At 68.8% G+C, this 15,955-nt stretch carries 14 protein-coding genes; all 14 read left to right on the top strand.

Annotated features, from left to right (window positions below; genetic code table 11):
- The first annotated feature begins 65 nt into the window (after positions 1–65).
- The 14 genes from H074_RS31530 to dpgD all read left to right on the top strand — a co-directional run bounded on the left by H074_RS31530 (position 66) and on the right by dpgD (position 15,833).
- Positions 66–896, top strand: coding sequence for an alpha/beta fold hydrolase (locus tag H074_RS31530; RefSeq protein WP_007034137.1), 831 nt, complete (start codon positions 66–68; stop codon positions 894–896).
- A complete protein-coding gene (locus H074_RS31525) occupies positions 893–2,629 on the top strand; it encodes an amino acid adenylation domain-containing protein (protein WP_007034136.1) in 1,737 nt (578 codons plus the stop codon). The genes H074_RS31530 and H074_RS31525 overlap by 4 nt, the downstream gene beginning before the upstream one ends.
- A 14-nt stretch (positions 2,630–2,643) precedes the next feature.
- Positions 2,644–3,834, top strand: coding sequence for a cytochrome P450 (locus tag H074_RS31520; RefSeq protein ID WP_007034135.1), 1,191 nt, complete (start codon positions 2,644–2,646; stop codon positions 3,832–3,834).
- A gap of 109 nt (positions 3,835–3,943) precedes the next feature.
- Entirely contained in the window at positions 3,944–4,996 is a 1,053-nt protein-coding gene (hppD, locus tag H074_RS31515) for a 4-hydroxyphenylpyruvate dioxygenase (protein ID WP_007034134.1), read from the top strand.
- Entirely contained in the window at positions 4,993–6,072 is a 1,080-nt protein-coding gene (locus tag H074_RS31510) for an alpha-hydroxy acid oxidase (protein WP_007034133.1), read from the top strand. The genes hppD and H074_RS31510 overlap by 4 nt, the downstream gene beginning before the upstream one ends.
- Positions 6,073–6,103: 31 nt before the next feature.
- Positions 6,104–7,453 carry a cation:proton antiporter gene (locus H074_RS31505; RefSeq protein ID WP_007034132.1) on the top strand — a complete coding sequence of 450 codons (1,350 nt, stop codon included), beginning with the start codon at positions 6,104–6,106 and terminating at the stop codon, positions 7,451–7,453.
- 350 nt (positions 7,454–7,803) lie between these two features.
- Positions 7,804–9,234 (top strand): NDP-hexose 2,3-dehydratase family protein, encoded by a 1,431-nt coding sequence (locus tag H074_RS31500; protein WP_007034131.1) that lies wholly within the window; start codon positions 7,804–7,806, stop codon positions 9,232–9,234.
- A gap of 1 nt (position 9,235) precedes the next feature.
- Positions 9,236–10,207, top strand: coding sequence for an NAD-dependent epimerase/dehydratase family protein (locus tag H074_RS31495; RefSeq protein ID WP_007034130.1), 972 nt, complete (start codon positions 9,236–9,238; stop codon positions 10,205–10,207).
- Positions 10,204–11,313, top strand: a complete 1,110-nt coding sequence (locus H074_RS31490; RefSeq protein ID WP_007034129.1) for a DegT/DnrJ/EryC1/StrS family aminotransferase — start codon at positions 10,204–10,206, stop codon at positions 11,311–11,313. Before H074_RS31495 ends, H074_RS31490 begins: the two co-directional genes overlap by 4 nt.
- A gap of 23 nt (positions 11,314–11,336) precedes the next feature.
- Positions 11,337–11,954 (top strand): dTDP-4-dehydrorhamnose 3,5-epimerase family protein, encoded by a 618-nt coding sequence (locus H074_RS31485; protein WP_007034128.1) that lies wholly within the window; start codon positions 11,337–11,339, stop codon positions 11,952–11,954.
- A 105-nt stretch (positions 11,955–12,059) separates the two neighbouring features.
- Positions 12,060–13,160 (top strand): 3,5-dihydroxyphenylacetyl-CoA synthase DpgA, encoded by a 1,101-nt coding sequence (gene dpgA, locus H074_RS31480; protein ID WP_039923742.1) that lies wholly within the window; start codon positions 12,060–12,062, stop codon positions 13,158–13,160.
- A 26-nt stretch (positions 13,161–13,186) separates the two neighbouring features.
- Positions 13,187–13,816 carry an enoyl-CoA-hydratase DpgB gene (gene dpgB / locus H074_RS31475; RefSeq protein WP_235096918.1) on the top strand — a complete coding sequence of 210 codons (630 nt, stop codon included), beginning with the start codon at positions 13,187–13,189 and terminating at the stop codon, positions 13,814–13,816.
- Complete coding sequence (gene dpgC / locus H074_RS31470) at positions 13,813–15,039, top strand: (3,5-dihydroxyphenyl)acetyl-CoA 1,2-dioxygenase DpgC (RefSeq protein WP_007034125.1); 1,227 nt, start codon at positions 13,813–13,815, stop codon at positions 15,037–15,039. Before dpgB ends, dpgC begins: the two co-directional genes overlap by 4 nt.
- Positions 15,036–15,833, top strand: coding sequence for an enoyl-CoA-hydratase DpgD (gene dpgD / locus H074_RS31465; RefSeq protein ID WP_007034124.1), 798 nt, complete (start codon positions 15,036–15,038; stop codon positions 15,831–15,833). The genes dpgC and dpgD overlap by 4 nt, the downstream gene beginning before the upstream one ends.
- Positions 15,834–15,955: the final 122 nt, after the last annotated feature.

Genomic DNA, 15,955 nt, shown 5'->3' with positions numbered 1-15,955 from the left:
GAGTAATTCGACGGCCGCCATGTCGCTGCGCGCCGTGGCTTTGCGGTGAGCGGGGAAGGACCATCATGTTGATGACAACCGAGAACGGGATCCGGTTGTCTTACCACGATCAAGGCAACGGTCCGGCCGTCCTGTTGCTGACCGGCACCGGCGCGCCGAGCTCCGTCTGGGACCTGCATCAGGTTCCCGCGCTCCGCGCCGCCGGATTCCGCGTGATCACCATGGACAACCGCGGTATCCCGCCGAGCGACGAGGGCACGGACGGGTTCACCATCGAGGACCTCGTCGCGGACGTGGCGGCCTTGATCGACTACCTGGACGCCGTGCCGTGCCGCGTGATCGGCACGTCGATGGGTTCGTACGTCGCGCAGGAGCTGGCGCTCGCCCGTCCGGAACTGCTGGACTCGGTCCTGCTGATGGCGGCCTGCGGCAAGAGCAGCCTCGTCCAGCGGGAGCTCGCGGAAGGCGAAGCGAAGCTGATCGAGCAAGGCATCGAGCTGCCACCGGGTTTCCTCGCCGCCGTCCGGGCCATGCACAACCTGGGGCCCGCGACCCTCGCCGACGACGACCTCGCCGGTGACTGGCTCGACCTGTTCGCCGCGGCGGGATCCTGGGGGCCGGGTGTCCGGGAGCAGCTGCTGCTGAGCGCGTTGCCCGACCGTCTCGAGGCCTACCGCTCGATCAAGGTGCCGTGTCACGTCGTCTCGTTCGAACACGACCTCGTGGCACCGCCGGCCGCCGGACGCGAGCTGGCAGGCGCGATCCCCGGCGCGACCCACCGCACGATTCCCGGGTGCGGGCATTTCGGCTACCTGGAGAACCCGGAAGCGGTGAACCGGGAGCTGATCCGGTTCCTCCGCACCGAATCCCGCGAGACACTGGGGGAGACCGCATGACCGTCCTTTCGGCGGCCACGACACCGGCCCTGTTCGAGGCGACCGCAGCCGTGCTGCCGGATCGGCCGGCGGTGGCGATGGACACCACCACACTCACCTACGCCGAGCTCAACGGCGAAGCCAACCGGCTCGCGCGGCGGCTCGTGGCGCACGGGGTGGGCCCGGAGCGGCTGGTCGCGCTGGCCATGCCGAGGTCGATCGAGTTCGTCATCGCGATCCTGGCCGTGCACAAGGCGGGCGCCGCGTACGTGCCGGTCGATCCGGACTATCCGGAGGAACGCAAACGCCACATGCTGGACGACACGGCGGCGCGGATCCTGCTGTGCCTGCCGGGCCAGGACGTGCCCGGCGACGGCGTCGTCCTGAGCGTGGAACGGGAACCGGGTCTGTCCGAGCCGAACCTGGACGACGAGGACCGCCTCGGCCCGTTGCTCCCCGACCATCCCGCGTACGTCATCTACACCTCGGGCTCGACCGGCAAGCCGAAGGGCGTGCTGGTCACGCACCGCGGGATCCCGAACCTGGCCGACGACTACGTGCGCCGCCAGCGACTGGTGCCTGACAGCAGGTTGCTGGCCTTCGCCTCGCCGAGTTTCGACGCCGCGGTCGCCGAGTTCTGGCCGATCTGGCAGGCCGGTGGCTGCCTCGTGCTAGCCTCCGCGCCGGACCTGGTCCCTGGCGAGCCGCTCGGCAGGCTGGTGCGCGAGCAGGGGATCACCCACGTCACGCTGCCGCCGTCCGCGCTGGCCCCGCTGGAGGAAGCGGGCGGCCTGCCCGCCGGGCTGACCCTCCTGGTGGCAGGCGAGGCGTGCCCGGCGCCGGTGGCCAAACGCTGGTCCATGGACCGCGTGATGATCAACGCCTACGGCCCCACCGAAGTCACCGTGGCGGTGACCGCGAGCGAGCCGCTGTCCGGTGAGGACACCCCGCCGATCGGCAGGCCGATCACCGGTGTCCGCACCTATGTCCTGGACGAACTGCTGCGGCCCGTCCCGGACGGGGACGTGGGCGAGCTGTACACGATGGGTCCCGGTCTCGCCCGCGGGTACCTCAGGCGGCCCGCCGCGACCGCGGAGCGGTTCCTGCCGGATCCGTTCGGTGAACCGGGCGGCCGCATGTACCGCACCGGCGACCGGGTGCGGAGGCGTCCGGACGGCCAGTTCGTCTTCGTCGGCCGCGTCGACGACCAAGTGAAGGTCCGCGGTCACCGGATCGAACCGGGCGAGGTCGAGTCCGCCCTGCTCGCCGTGGACAAGGTGGCCCAGGTGGTGGTGACCGCGCACGACAACCGGCTCGTCGCCTACGTCGTCGGCACCGGGGGCGAACGCGTAAGGGCGGACAACCCCCCCCCGCCGCTACGGGAGCGGATGCCGTCCTACCTGGTCCCCGACGTGGTCGTCAGCCTGCCGAGACTGCCGGTCTCGCCGAACGGCAAGGTCGACCGGACCGCCCTGCCCACCCCGGAAGAGGAGAGCGCCGAGCGCGCGGCGTCGGGACGAGCGCCGAGCACACCGACGGAGATCCTTCTCGCCGAGCTGTTCGCCGACGTGCTCGGCGTCGCCAGCGTCGGCGTCGAGGACAGCTTCTTCGAGATCGGTGGTCATTCACTGCTCGCGACCCGTGTGGTGAGCCGCATCCGCGAAAGCCTGAAGATCCGGCTGAGAGTGCAGGCATTCTTCGACGCGCCGACCGTGGCACAGCTCGCCAAGGTGCTCGACGGCGCACTCACCTGACCTGGAGAACCTTCATGCAGACGACGAAAACCGTCGACCTCGGCGATCCCGATCTGTACACGACCCTTGACCGTCACGCCCGGTGGCGCGAGTACGCGGCGGAAGACGCGATGGTGTGGAGCGAGCCGGGCAGTTCGCCCGGTGGCTTCTGGTCGGTGTTCTCGCACCGGGCGTGCGCCGCGGTGCTCGGCCCGTCCGCCCCGTTCACCTCCGAGTACGGGATGATGATCGGCTTCGACCGCGATCACCCGGACACTTCCGGGGGCCAGATGATGGTGGTGTCCGAACAGGACCAGCACCGCAAACTGCGGAAGCTGGTGGGACCGCTGCTTTCCCGGGCGGCGGCGCGGAAACTGTCGGACCGGGTGCGGACCGAGGTGCGCGGCGTGCTCGACCGGGTGCTCGACGGCGAGGTGTGCGACGTCGCCGCGGAGATCGGCCCGCGCATCCCCGCCGCGGTCGTCTGCGAGATCCTCGGCGTGCCCGCCGAGGACCAGGACATGCTCATCGACCTGACCAATCACGCGTTCGGCGGCGAGGACGAACTGTTCGACGGGATGACGCCGCGTCAGGCGCACACCGAGATCCTCGTCTACTTCGACGAACTGATCAGCGCGCGCCGCGCGAACCCCGGCGACGACCTCGTCAGCACGTTGCTGTCCGACGGCGAACTCTCGATCGACGACGTGGTGCTCAACTGCGACAACGTGCTGATCGGCGGCAACGAGACCACTCGGCACGCGATCACCGGCGCGGTGCACGCTTTCGCCACCGTGCCGGGACTTCTGGCCCAGGTGCGGGACGGGGACGTCGACGTCGACCCGGTCGTGGACGAGGTGCTGCGCTGGACCTCGCCCGCGATGCACGTGTTGCGGGTGACGACCGGCGACGTCACGGTCAACGGCCGCGACCTCGAAGCCGGCACGCCGGTGGTCGCGTGGCTTCCCGCCGCGAACCGGGATCCCGCGGTGTTCGACGATCCCGACACGTTCCGGCCGGGACGGAAACCCAATCGCCACATCACCTTCGGGCACGGCATGCACCACTGCCTCGGGTCCGCGCTCGCGCGGATCGAACTGGCGGTCGTACTGCGGGAGGTGGCCGAACGAGTGTCGCGAGTGGAGCTGGAGAACGAACCGGCCTGGCTGCGCGCCGTCGTCGTCCAGGGGTACCGGGAACTCCCGGTGCGATTCACCGGCCGCTGACCCCGGCTAGTCCTATGTGGACGAAAGTGTCAAGCGGACATCATTGATGCGCAAGGGGATGCGCGCCATCCTGTGATCGAGGGTTACATCTATTCCACGGAGGAATGCCTTGTCTTCTCAAGAAAGCACGCAGAATTTCGAGATCGACCATGTGGAAATGTACGTGGCCAACCTCGAGGCCGCCGCGTCCGGCTGGATGGACAAGTACGACTTCTCCGTCACCGCCACCGACCGGTCGGCCGACCACCGGAGCGTGACACTGCGGCACAGCGCGATCGCGCTGGTGCTGACCGAGCCGCTGTCGGACCGGCATCCCGGGGCGACCTACCTGCAGACCCACGGTGACGGGGTGGCCGACATCGCGCTGCGCACCTCCGACGTGGCCGCCGCTTTCGAGGCCGCTGTGAAGGCGGGCGCGGAACCCGTCCGCGAGCCGGAGAAGCGGGCGGACTCGGTCGTCACGGCCACCGTCAGCGGTTTCGGCGATGTCGTGCACACCCTGATCCAGAGCGACGTCGCCGAGGAAGCCCCGCGTGGCAAGGGCGGCGTGGACCTGGGTGTGATCGACCACTTCGCGGTCTGCCTGAACGCCGGTGACCTCGGCCCCACGGTGGCGTTCTACGAGCGCGCGCTCGGCTTCAAGCAGATCTTCGAAGAACACATCGTGGTCGGCGCGCAAGCGATGAACTCGACCGTCGTGCAGAGCACGTCGGGAGCGGTCACCCTCACCCTGATCGAGCCCGACAAGACCGCCGACCCCGGCCAGATCGACGACTTCATCAAGGAGCACCACGGGTCCGGCGTCCAGCACATCGCCTTCACCAGCCCGGACGCGGTCCGCGCGGTCAAGGAGCTTTCCGCGCGTGGCGTGGAATTCCTGAAGACCCCGGACGCCTACTACGACCTGCTCGGCGAGCGGATCGAGCTGGAGACGCACTCGCTGGACGATCTGCGCGAGACGAAGCTGCTCGCCGACGAGGACCACGGCGGCCAGCTGTTCCAGATCTTCACCGCCTCCACGCATCCGCGTAAGACGATCTTCTTCGAGATCATCGAGCGGCAGGGCGCGGGGACCTTCGGCAGCTCCAACATCAAGGCACTGTACGAAGCCGTGGAGCTGGAGCGCACCGGGCAGAGCAAGCTCGGCCCCGTCCGTCGATGACCCACGTCTGTCTCGACGACCTCGAGCGCGCGGCACGCGATGTCCTCTCCGGCGAGAACTGGGATTTCCTCGCCGGGGGCAGCGGCGCGGAGGCCTCCTTGGCGGCCAACCGCGCCGCGCTCGAGCGGATCTTCGTGATCCCCCGGGTATTGCGTGAGCTGACCGGTGGCACCGTCGAGGCCGAACTCCTCGGCGGTCACGCCGCGCTGCCGGCGGTGGTCGCGCCGGTCGCGTACCAGCGGTTGTTCCACCCCGAGGGCGAACTCGCCGCGGCACGCGCCGCCCGCGACGCGGGCGTGCCGTACACCATCTGCACGCTGAGCAGTGTCCCGCTGGAGGAGATCGCGGCCGTCGGCGGACGGCCTTGGTTCCAGCTGTACTGGCTGCGTGACGAGAAACGCTCGCTCGACCTCGTCCGCCGCGCGGAGGACGCGGGCTGCGAAGCGATCGTGTTCACCGTCGACGTGCCGTGGATGGGACGGCGCCTGCGGGACATGCGGAACGGCTTCGCGCTGCCGGATTCCGTGATCGCGGCCAATTTCGACGCCGGGGAGGCCGCGCACCGCCGCACTCGCGGCCAGTCGGCGGTGGCGGACCACACCGCGCGCGAATTCGCCCCGGCCACTTGGGAATCCGTCGAGGCGGTCCGTGCGCACACGGATCTCCCGGTGGTGCTCAAAGGGATCCTCGCGGTCGAGGACGCGAGCCGCGCCGTCGACGCGGGTGCCGCCGGCATCGTGGTGTCCAACCACGGAGGCCGACAGTTGGACGGCGCCGTGCCGGGGATCGAAATGCTGGGTGAGATCGCCGCCGCCCTTTCCGGCTGGGAGGGCGAAGTGCTGCTCGACGGCGGGATCCGCAGCGGCGGCGACATCCTCAAGGCGATCGCGCTGGGGGCGTCGGGTGTCCTGGTCGGACGCCCCGCGATGTGGGGGCTCGCCGCGGGCGGGGAGGACGGCGTCCGGCAGGTGCTCGACCTGCTCACCGTCGAATTCCGGAACGCGCTGGGCCTCGCGGGCTGCGGCTCGGTGGACGCGGCCCGGCGGCTGGGCACGAGGGTCGCTCGCCACGGCTGACGCCGTTCCCGTTCTTACCCGAAGGAGGAAGGTGCTTCTCTCGCTTCCGGCGCCGGTTGCCCCGATCGCCGCCCACAGTCTCCTGCTCTTCTTGCTGCAGGCCGGTTCTCTGCTCCTGCTCGCCGTCGTCTTCGGACGGCTGGCCGCTCGGTTCGGGATGCCCGCCGTGGTCGGCGAACTGGTGGTCGGGGTGCTCCTCGGCCCGTCGTTGCTGGCGTGGGCGGCACCGGAGGTGCACGGCTGGCTTTTCCCCGCCGTCACCGAGCAGTACCACCTTCTCGACGCCGTCGGGCAGATCGGTGTCATCCTGCTGGTCGGTTTCACCGGTATGCAGATGGACATGGGCCTGCTACGGCGGCGGCGTGCCGCGGCCGCCGGAGTGGGCCTCGGCGGCCTGATCGTCCCCCTGGGACTGGGCATCGGCGCGGGTTACGCACTGCCCAAGATGTTAATGCCCGAAGGCACGGACATCACCGTCTTCGCGCTGTTCCTCGGCGTGGCGCTGTGCGTCAGCGCCATCCCGGTCATCGCCAAGACGCTGATGGACATGAAACTGCTGCACCGCAACGTCGGGCAGCTCACGCTGGCCGCCGGTGCGATCGAGGACGCCTTCGGCTGGTTCATGCTGTCGATCGTCAGCGCGATGGCGGTCACCGCCGTGTCCGCGGGCGCCGTGCTCATCTCGCTCGGCTACCTGGTCGGTGTCATCGTCTTCGCCCTCACCATCGGCAGGCCGCTGGTGAGGGGCGTCATGCGCACCGCGGCCAGATCCGACGGTCCGGGGCTCACCGTCTCCGCCGCCGTCGTCCTGATCCTCCTGGGCTCGGCCGGAACGCAGGCCCTCGGTCTGGAGGCGATCTTCGGCGCCTTCCTCTGCGGCATCCTGATCAACACCGCGGGCAAGGTGGATCCCGTCAAACTGGCACCGCTGCGTACCGTCGTCCTGGCGGTCTTCGCGCCGATCTTCTTCGCCACGGCCGGGTTGCGGATGGATCTCACCGCGCTGATCCATCCGCCGGTCCTGCTCACCGGGCTCGTGGTGCTCGCGCTGGCCATCATCGGCAAGTTCGTCGGCGCGTACGCCGGCGCCCGGCTCAGCGGCTTGAACAAATGGGAAGGGCTCGCGCTCGGCGCGGGGCTGAACGCGCGGGGTGTCATCGAGATCGTGGTCGCCATGGTGGGGCTGCGGCTGGGCATTCTCAGCGTCGAGATCTACACGATCATCATCCTCGTCGCGATCGTCACTTCGCTGATGACACCGCCGATCCTGCGGTTCGCGATGAAGAGGGTGGAACAGACCGCCGAAGAGGAGGTGCGGGAGACCGAGCACCGGGCTTGGGCCGCGCAACCGGCGAAGAACGAGCAGGAACAGTCGCTCTAGTGTCCTGTCGGCCGGTTTTATCGAGCCGAAGGTCGAACGTGTCGTGGCGGGCGGAGTGTTCTGAAGGCCGCCTTTGGGACGTTGGATGTCTCAAGGGTGGCCTTCAGGACGTCGCTTCTGTCCAGGACCGGCCGGAGCATGGGTCTGACCAACGCCACGTCGCATGCGGTGAAAGTCCCCTGCGGCCACCCCGAGACCGAACTCAAGACGCGAACTGACGGCGCGGGACACCCTGCCCCGAAAGGGATTGGACGATCTGGACCGTTCCGCCGGACCGAAGTTACCTTTCCGTCAGGGCGCGGGGCGTAGGAAGCGAGATCATCGTTGGCACGCAAAGGGGATAGACGGCCATGACAAGGAGTCCTTCGACACTGCCGCGCCTCGCCGCGCCGGGTGCGGTGCGCCCCCGTGACGGCCAGGATCACGCGGACCGCGTCGCCTTGTCCGCCGCGACCACCGAGGGCGCGCACATGCGGACCGACGACGTCCGCGCGTGGATCGCCGAACGCCGTGAGGCCAATGTCTTCCACGTCGAACGCATCCCCTTCGCCGCGCTGGACGAGTGGGGATTCGAGGACGTGACCGGCAACATCGTGCACCGGAGCGGACGGTTCTTCACCATCGAAGGGCTGCACGTGGTCGAGGCCGACGGCCCGCACGGGGACGGCCCCTACCGCGAGTGGCAGCAGCCGGTCATCAAACAGGCCGAAGTCGGCATCCTCGGCATCCTGGGCAAGGAGTTCGACGGCGTCCTGCATTTTCTGATGCAGGCCAAGATGGAGCCGGGGAACCCCAACATGGTCCAGCTGTCGCCGACCGTGCAGGCCACCCGCAGCAACTACACCAAGGCGCATGGCGGCACGAACGTCAAGCTGATCGAGTACTTCGCCCCGCCGGACCCCGAGCGGGTCATCGTCGACGTGCTCCAGGCGGAGCAGGGATCGTGGTTCCTCCAGAAGTCCAATCGCAACATGATCGTCGAGACCACCGACGAAGTGCGGATGTGGGACGACTTCTGCTGGCTCACCCTCGGGCAGATCGCGGAGCTGATGCACGAGGACGAGACGATCAACATGAACGCCAGGAGCGTGCTCTCGTGCCTGCCGTACCACGACAAGGCTCCCGGCGCGCTGTTCTCCGACGTCCAGCTCCTGTCGTGGTTCACGAACGAGCGTTCGCGCCACGACGTGCGCGCCGCCCGCATCCCGCTCAAGGACGTGCGCGACTGGAAGCAGGGCGTCGAGGCGATCGAGCACGTGGACGGCCGCTACTTCAAGGTCCTCGCGGTCGCGGTGAAAGGGAGCAACCGAGAGAAGGTCACCTGGACCCAGCCGTTGATCGAATCCGTCGGGATGGGCCTCATCGCGTTCCTCATGCGTGACTTCGGCGGCGTTCCGCACGTTCTGGCGCACGCCCGCGCCGACGGCGGGTTCCTGGACACGGTCGAGCTGGCGCCGACCGTCCAGTGCACGCCCCAGAACTATCTGCATCTGCCCGCCGAGAAGTGGCCGCCCTTCCTCGACATGGTCCTCGGCGCCCCGCGATCGCGGATCCGGTACGAGGCGATCCATTCCGAAGAAGGCGGCCGTTTTCTCAGCGTCCGGGCGCGCTATCTCGCCATCGAGGCGGACGAGACGGTCGAGCCACCGCCCGGCTATGCCTGGGTCACTCCGGGGCAGCTCACCGCGCTCACCCGGCACGGACACTACGTCAACGTCGAGGCCCGTACGCTTCTCGCCTGCCTCAACGCCGCGGCGGCGCAGCCACGGGGCGGTGCCTGAGATGAAGACGATCACCGTCCTCGGCGCGTCGGGTTTCGTCGGCTCGGCCGTCGCGCGCGCGCTGGCGCGGCGGCCGATCCGGTTGCGTGCGGTGGCGCGCAGGCGGTTCACGCCCCCGGCCGGCCGGGCCGAGATCACCGCCGTCGCCGCCGATCTCACCGACCGCGCCTCGCTCGCCAGCGCGGTCGCGGGCTCGGACGCGGTCGTCCACCTGCTGCTGGGTGACGGCGGCTGGCGTGGCGCCGAGGGCGCCGAACGCGTGAACGTGGGCGTCCTCCGGGACTTCGTCGAGATCGTCGGCGGTGGCGACGGGCCGCCTCCGGTGGTGGTGTTCGCCGGGTCCACCTCGCAGGTCGGGGTGCCACCCCGGGAACCGCTCGACGGGACCGAACCGGACCACCCGGCGACTCCTTACGACGTGCAAAAACTCGAAGCGGAACAACTCCTCAAGAAGGCCACCGCCGACGGCCTGGTGCGCGGGATCAGCCTGCGGCTGCCGACGATCTTCGGCGAGACCGCGGCCGAGGGCGCGAACCACGACCGCGGTGTGGTGTCCACCATGGCGCGGCGGGCGCTCGAAGGCCTGCCGCTCACCATCTGGGGCGACGGCACGGTGCGACGCGACCTGGTTCACGTCGACGACGTCGCGTCGGCGTTCACGGCGGCACTGGACCATCCGGATTCCCTGGCGGGCGGGCACTGGCTGATCGGTGCAGGCCGGGGGGATCAGCTGGGCGAGGTCTTCCGGCTCGTCGCGAAGGAAATGTCCGAGCACACGGGGAAGAGTCCGGTCGAAGTGTCCTGTGTGGAGCCTCCGTCGCACGCGCCCGAGACGGACTTCCGGAGTATCACCATCGATTCCACGCCGTTTCGGGCGGTCACCGGCTGGCACCCGGAGATCTCACTGCCCGAGGGAGTGCGCCGCACCGTCGCCGCTTTGACGTCATCAGTTCAGGGAAGGGTTCACACATGACCACGCGCGTATGGGACTACCTCGCCGAATACGGTGCCGAGCGGACCGATCTGCTCGACGCGGTCGAGACGGTCTTCAACTCCGGGCAGCTCGTGCTCGGCGCGAGCCTGCGCGGCTTCGAGTCGGAATTCGCCGCGTACCACGGCGTCGGGCACTGTGTCGGTCTCGACAACGGGACGAACGCGATCAAGCTCGCCCTGCAGGCACTGGGCGTCGGGCCGGGCGACGAGGTGATCACCGTGTCCAACACCGCGGCCCCGACCGTGGTCGCCATCGACGGCACCGGGGCCACCCCGGTCTTCGTCGACGTCCGCGAGGAAGACTTCCTGATGGACACCGGCCTGGTCGAGGCCGCGATCACCGAACGCACCAAATGCCTGCTGCCCGTGCACCTGTACGGCCAGTGCGTGGACATGGCCCCGCTGAAGGCACTCGCCGCGAAGCACGGACTGTCCCTTTTGGAGGATTGTGCCCAGGCGCACGGGGCCCGGCAGAACGGGACGATCGCGGGGACGACCGGCGACGCGGCCGCGTTCTCCTTCTATCCCACCAAGGTGCTCGGCGCGTACGGCGACGGCGGCGCGGCCATCACCTCCGACGAAGCCGTGGAGCGGCGGCTGCGGCGGTTGCGCTACTACGGTATGGAGGAGCGTTACTACACGGTGGAAACGCCTGCCCACAACAGCCGCCTGGACGAGGTCCAGGCGGAGATCCTGCGGCGCAAGCTCAAGCGACTCGACGCGTACACGGCGGGCCGCCGGGCCGTCGCCGAGCGCTACGTCGAGGGCCTCGGCGACACCGGCCTGAAGCTTCCGAAGACCACTCCCGGCAACGAGCACGTGTACTACGTATACGTGGTGCGGCACCCGCGACGTGACGAGATCATCGAGCGCCTCAAGGCGTACGACATCCACCTGAACATCAGCTACCCGTGGCCGGTGCACACGATGACCGGGTTCGCCCACCTCGGCTACGAGAAGGGTTCCCTGCCGGTCACCGAGAAGCTGGCCACCGAGATCTTCTCGCTGCCGATGTATCCCGCGCTTTCCCCCGATCTGCAGGACAAGGTCGTCCACGCGGTCCGCGAAGTGCTGTCCAGCCTCTGATCACGCCGACCACGGGAGCACCTGTGCAAGCACGCAAACTCGCCGTCGAAGGCGCGATCGAGTTCACCCCCCGGGTCTTCCCCGACGATCGTGGCCTGTTCGTCTCGCCACTCCAGGAAGAGGCCTTCGCCGACGCGCACGGCGGCCCGCTCTTCCGGGTGGTGCAGACGAATCACAGCAGGTCCAAGCGCGGCGTGGTGCGGGGCGTCCACTACACCACGACGCCGCCGGGTACCGCGAAGTACGTCTACTGCGCGAGCGGTCAGGCGCTGGACATCGTGGTCGACCTCCGGGTCGGCTCGCCGACGTTCGGGAAGTGGGACGCGGTTCTGCTGGACCAGCGGGACCACCGCGCGATGTATTTCCCCGTGGGCGTCGGTCACGCGTTCGTGGCGCTCGAAGACGACACCGTCATGTGGTACCTGCTCTCCACGGCCTACGAACCGCGGAACGAACTCGCTCTCTCGGTCCTGGATCCCGCGCTCGGCCTGCCCGTCGACCCCGGCGTCGAACCGATTCTGTCCGAACGGGACCAGGTGGCGATCACGCTCGCCGAGGCGGAACGACGGGGACTGCTGCCGGAGTACGCCACCTGCGTGGAGATCGAACGGCGACTGTCCGAAGTCCCCCAGACCGCCTGAAGCCCACTGTCCGACTCCAGATCAGAGAAAGGTGAGATCGATGCCCGCTGCGCGTTTCAAGCAGCTGCTCCGGAGCAAATTGAGAACATGGGGATGGATGTATCGATGACTGCTCTAGCCGAAACCACCGCGGATCTTTCCGTCCACAATGGATTTACCGAGATCACTCGATTCGCCGGCGTGGGGACCGCGGTCTCCTCGGTGTCCTACTCGCAATCCGAACTCCTCGAAATCCTCGACATCGAGGATCCGAAGATCCGCTCTGTCTTCCTGAACAGCGCCATCGACCGGCGTTTCCTCACCCTGCCGCCGGAGGGGCCCGGCGGCGCACGCGCGGCCGAACCGCAGGGCGACCTCCTCGACAAGCACAAGAAGATCGCCGTCGACATGGGCTGCCGGGCGCTGGAAGCCTGCCTGAAGTCGGCGGGGGCGACGCTTTCGGATCTGCGTCACCTGTGCTGCGTCACCTCGACCGGTTTCCTGACGCCCGGTCTGAGCGCGCTGATCATCCGAGAGCTGGGCATCGACCCGCACTGCAGCCGTTCCGACATCGTGGGCATGGGCTGCAACGCCGGTCTCAACGCGCTCAACGTGGTCGCGGGCTGGTCCGCGGCGCACCCCGGCGAACTCGGCGTCGTCCTGTGCAGCGAGGCGTGTTCCGCCGCCTACGCGCTGGACGGCACGATGCGGACCGCGGTGGTCAACAGTCTTTTCGGCGACGGATCCGCGGCGCTCGCGCTCGTTTCCGGTGACGGGCGCGTGCCGGGTCCGCGCGTCCTGAAATTCGCCAGCTACATCATCACCGACGCCGTCGAAGCGATGCGCTACGACTGGGACCGTGAGCAGGACCGGTTCAGTTTCTTCCTCGATCCGCAGATCCCCTATGTGGTCGGCGCGCACGCCGAAATCGTCATCGACCGGCTCCTGTCCGGGACGGGTCTGCGCCGCAGCGACATCGGCCACTGGCTGGTGCATTCCGGCGGGAAGAAGGTGATCGACGCGGTCGTCGTCAACCTCGGCCTGAGCCGGTACGACGTCCGCCACACCACCGGTGTGCTCCGCGACTACGGGAACCTCTCCAGCGGCTCCTTTCTCTTCTCCTACGAGCGGCTCGCCGACGAAGACGTCGCCCGCCCGGGGGACTACGGCGTGCTCATGACCATGGGGCCTGGCTCCACAATCGAAATGGCGCTTATTCAATGGTGACGCGTAACGAAATCAAGGGTGAGCTCGTGCTGCGTTTCGACGGCTCCCGTCCGCTGTCCGCCGCGGCCGTCGAGGAGATCGACGCGCTCTGCGATCGTGCCGAGGACCACCGTGGACCGGGACCGGTCACCATCCACGTCACGGGCGCTCCGCCCGCCGACTGGGCGAAGGGGCTGGCGGTCGGTCTGGTGTCCAAATGGGAGCGGGTCGTGCGCCGGTTCGAGCGCCTCGGCAGGCTCACGGCCGTGGTGGCGTCGGGTGAATGCGCCGGTATGGCACTGGATCTCCTCCTCGCCGCCGACGTCCGGATCGCCGGGCCGGGGACCACGTTGCGGCTCGCCTGGGCGGGCGGCGGCACCTGGCCGGGGATGACCGTGTATCGGCTCACCAAGCAGGCAGGCGCGGCGGGCATCCGGCGTGCCGTGCTGCTCGGGACCCCGCTCGACACGGATCGCGCGCTCGCCCTCGACCTGATCGACGAGGTCTCCGAGGATCCGGCGAAGACACTGGCCGAACTCGACGCTGTCACGGACGGCGCCGAGACGGCGATCCGGCGTCAGCTGATCTTCGAAGCGGGCTCGACCACTTTCGAGGAGGCGCTCGGTTCCCACCTGGCCGCGGCCGACCGGGCCCTGCGGCGGGAAGCCAAGTCGTGACGAAGGACAGCGCGGCTCTCGCGCCAGGACTCGATCTCCGGGCCCTGGCGGGGGAGGCCCACCGGGTCGACGACGAGATCCGGGCGATGCGCGCGGCCTTCGTCGAGGCGCACGCGGAAGAGATCTACGCCGAACTCACCGACGGCCGGACGAGGTATCTGCGGATCGACGAACTCGTCCGGGCCGCCGCGCTCGCCTTTCCCGGCCTGGTGCCCTCGGAGGAGCAGATGGCGGCCGAGCGTTCGCGGCCGCAGGCGGAGAAGGAAGGGCGCGAGATCGACCAGGGCATCTTCCTGCGCGGGATCCTGCGCGCGCCGAAGGCCGGTCCGCATCTGCTCGACGCCATGCTCCGGCCCACCGCCAGGGCACAGCGGCTACTGCCCGAATTCCTCGAGACCGGTGTCGTGCGGATGGAGGCCGTCCGGCTGGAACGCCGTGACGGTGTCGCGCACCTGACCCTGTGCCGCGACGACTGCCTGAACGCCGAGGACGCCCAGCAGGTCGACGACATGGAGACCGCGGTCGACCTGGTGCTGCTCGACCCGTCCGTCCGGGTGGGACTGCTGCGGGGCGGGGTGATGAGCCATCCCCGCTATCTGGGGCGCCGGGTGTTCTGCGCGGGGATCAACCTCAAGAAGCTCAGCTCCGGCGACATCCCGCTGGTGGATTTCCTGCTGCGGCGGGAAACGGGCTACATCCAGAAGATCTTCCGAGGTCTGCTGACGGACGATTCCTGGCACTCCCGGTTCACGGACAAGCCCTGGATGGCGGCGGTGGACTCCTTCGCCATCGGTGGTGGGACACAGCTGCTGCTGGTCTTCGACCATGTGCTGGCGGCGTCCGACGCGTACCTCAGCCTGCCCGCGGCCAAGGAGGGGATCATCCCCGGGGTGTCCAACTTCCGGCTTTCCCGGATCGCCGGGCCGCGCGTGGCCCGGCAGGTGATCCTCGGCGGCCGCAAGCTCAAGGCGGACGAGCCGGACGCCCGGGCGATCGTCGACGAGGTCGTCCCGCCGGAGGAGATGGACGCGGCCATCGACAGCGCGCTCGCCCGGCTCGACGGGGAAGCCGTGGCGGCCAACCGGCGCATGGTGAACCTGGCCGAGGAACCACCGGAGGAGTTCCGGCGGTACCTGGCCGAATTCGCGCTGCAGCAGGCTTTGCGCATCTACGGCGCGGACGTGATCGGCAAGGTGGGCCGGTTCGCGGTGGGGTCGCGATGAGCGGGACCGGGGTCCGGTACGAGAAGAAGGACCACGTCGCCTACGTGACGATGGACCGGCCCGAAGTGCTGAACGCGATGGACCGGCGGATGCACGCGGAACTCGCCGAGATCTGGGACGACGTCGAAGCCGACGACGACGTCAGGGCGGTGGTCCTGACCGGTGCGGGGGATCGCGCGTTCTCCGTCGGGCAGGACCTCAAGGAACGCGCCCGGCTGACCGAGGAAGGCGTCGAGGCGTCGACGTTCGGCAGTAGCGGTCAGCCGGGTCATCCCCGGCTGACCGACCGGTTCACGCTGTCCAAACCGGTGGTCGCCCGCGTGCACGGCTACGCGCTGGGCGGTGGCTTCGAACTCGTGCTCGCGTGCGACATCGTCGTCGCCTCCGAGGAGGCGGTCTTCGGCTTGCCGGAGGTCCGGCTCGGGCTGATCGCCGGGGCGGGCGGGGTGTTCCGGTTGCCACGGCAGCTTCCGCAGAAAGTGGCGATGGGATATCTGCTGACCGGGCGCAGAATGGACGCGGCGACGGCGCTTCACCACGGCCTGGTCAACGAAGTCGTGCCGTTCGCCGAATTGGACCGGTGCGTCGCCGAATGGACGGACGACCTGGTGCGTGCCGCTCCGCTTTCGGTCCGTGCGATCAAGGAGGCCGCGCTGCGGTCGCTCGACCTCCCGCTCGAGGAAGCGTTCAAAACCTCGTATCCGTGGGAAGAACGGCGGCGGACGAGTGCGGACGCGAGCGAAGGCGCCCGTGCCTTCGCCGAGAAAAGGGACCCGATCTGGACCGGTCGCTGAATTCGCGGTAATCCGGTTGGACAGGGCTTTTCCCATTGTTTCGCGTGGCGGATGGTGGAAGATTCCCCGGGTAAGAGACTTCTTGCTCGAGTAAATGCCGGGCTTGCTTCTTCGTTCACCCG

Source organism: Amycolatopsis decaplanina DSM 44594, assembly GCF_000342005.1.
Lineage (GTDB): Bacteria > Actinomycetota > Actinomycetes > Mycobacteriales > Pseudonocardiaceae > Amycolatopsis > Amycolatopsis decaplanina.
The sequence above is the reverse complement of the archived record's forward strand: the minus strand, read 5'-3'. Positions and strand labels throughout refer to the sequence as shown.